The sequence below is a fragment of the Okeania sp. SIO2B9 genome (genome assembly GCF_010672505.1).
In the GTDB taxonomy this organism is placed as follows: Bacteria; Cyanobacteriota; Cyanobacteriia; order Cyanobacteriales; family Microcoleaceae; genus Okeania; species Okeania hirsuta.
Genome location: NZ_JAAHGK010001805.1, coordinates 1 through 1038 on the forward strand (window position 1 = coordinate 1; position 1038 = coordinate 1038).

The following is a 1038-nucleotide window of genomic DNA, read 5'->3' on the forward strand; positions in this document are numbered from 1 at the left end:
TACTTCCTTGATGATAAATAACTTTGAAATAAGGTGAATTTCCCAAATAATTTAATAGATTTTCATAAATATTCCAGCTTATATCAGTAGAAATTAATAAGCGATTGCTGACGCAAAGCTTCGCTAACGCTATCAAGATTATCACAGTTCAAGTATTCGATAAGTTTCACAAAAGATTGTGTATTAGCTGATAAAACTACCATAAAATCAACCTCTCATAACTTGATTTTGCTGATAAAATTTAGTATTTTGGTATTTACAGATATTTATTTGAGATATTTGTTGATAAAAGCATCTGGAGTTAAACACTCAAAATCAGCGATCGCTTTAATTAGTTCTCTATTAGAAGAGACAAAACAATCTGTTAGTCCAAACTTAGCTGTAAGAAAAACTTCTATATCTTCTGTGGGGATATTTCCTGTTAAATTAATTTCTTTGAAGAGATTCTACCACTCTGCATCAGGGGTTACATAAAAGATGTTGAGATTTGACCAAATAAGACCAAGAACTAAACCTGCTTTGTCTTTATTCCATAAATACTTACCCACTCGCCAGATTTGGTCAATTAACTCAGGAGATAAAATAATTTCAGCTTCAATTTGAGCATATTGTTTTTCATAGTAACCTATAGATTCAAGAATTTTTGCCTCATCTGAATTAACTTCTTGAATGCCGATTATATTTTGTATCAAGACATAAACGTTTGATTTTAGAGATTATTTTATTCTCTCTTTTTCCTGAAGCATTTCTAATTTAACTTTCTTGATTAGGTCGAGTATCTTTTCCTGAGAATCATATCCTTTTGCTTTTGCTATTTCCCGCATAATTTCAAATTCATCTGGCTCATTTTTGGTAACAAGAATAATGTCTATTTCACCGTTATTAAATTCTGGAGGAACAGTAATTTTTACTTCTCCATTTTTCACTGTTCCTGTTGTTTGTATAATTCTCATCTCATACCTCGTATCTATGACTTAATAATTAAAGTTTTACCTAAGTAAATCATCCTTTTTTCAAAACTTCAGAAACACCTAAGTA

At 30.2% G+C, this 1038-nt stretch carries 3 protein-coding genes; 1 reads left to right on the plus strand and 2 read right to left on the minus strand.

The features are described from left to right. Nucleotides 1–249: 249 nt before the first annotated feature. Nucleotides 250–474, plus strand: a complete 225-nt coding sequence (locus F6K13_RS34575) for a hypothetical protein (protein ID WP_205127579.1) — start codon at nucleotides 250–252, stop codon at nucleotides 472–474. Here the strand turns inward: F6K13_RS34575 and F6K13_RS34580 are convergent. Both F6K13_RS34580 and F6K13_RS34585 read right to left on the minus strand, forming a co-directional pair. Further along, nucleotides 447–692, minus strand: a complete 246-nt coding sequence (locus F6K13_RS34580; RefSeq protein ID WP_205127225.1) for a hypothetical protein — start codon at nucleotides 690–692, stop codon at nucleotides 447–449. The two genes, F6K13_RS34575 and F6K13_RS34580, sit on opposite strands and share 28 nt — an antisense overlap. Before the next feature lie 24 nt (nucleotides 693–716). Continuing rightward, nucleotides 717–953, minus strand: a complete 237-nt coding sequence (locus tag F6K13_RS34585) for a hypothetical protein (protein ID WP_124143262.1) — start codon at nucleotides 951–953, stop codon at nucleotides 717–719. Between the last annotated feature and the right edge of the window lie 85 nt (nucleotides 954–1038).

Excerpts from the sequence above, each read along its gene's own strand:
- F6K13_RS34585 (WP_124143262.1), bottom strand. The coding sequence starts at position 953 with ATGAGAATTATACAAACAACAGGAACAGTGAAAAATGGAGAAGTAAAA.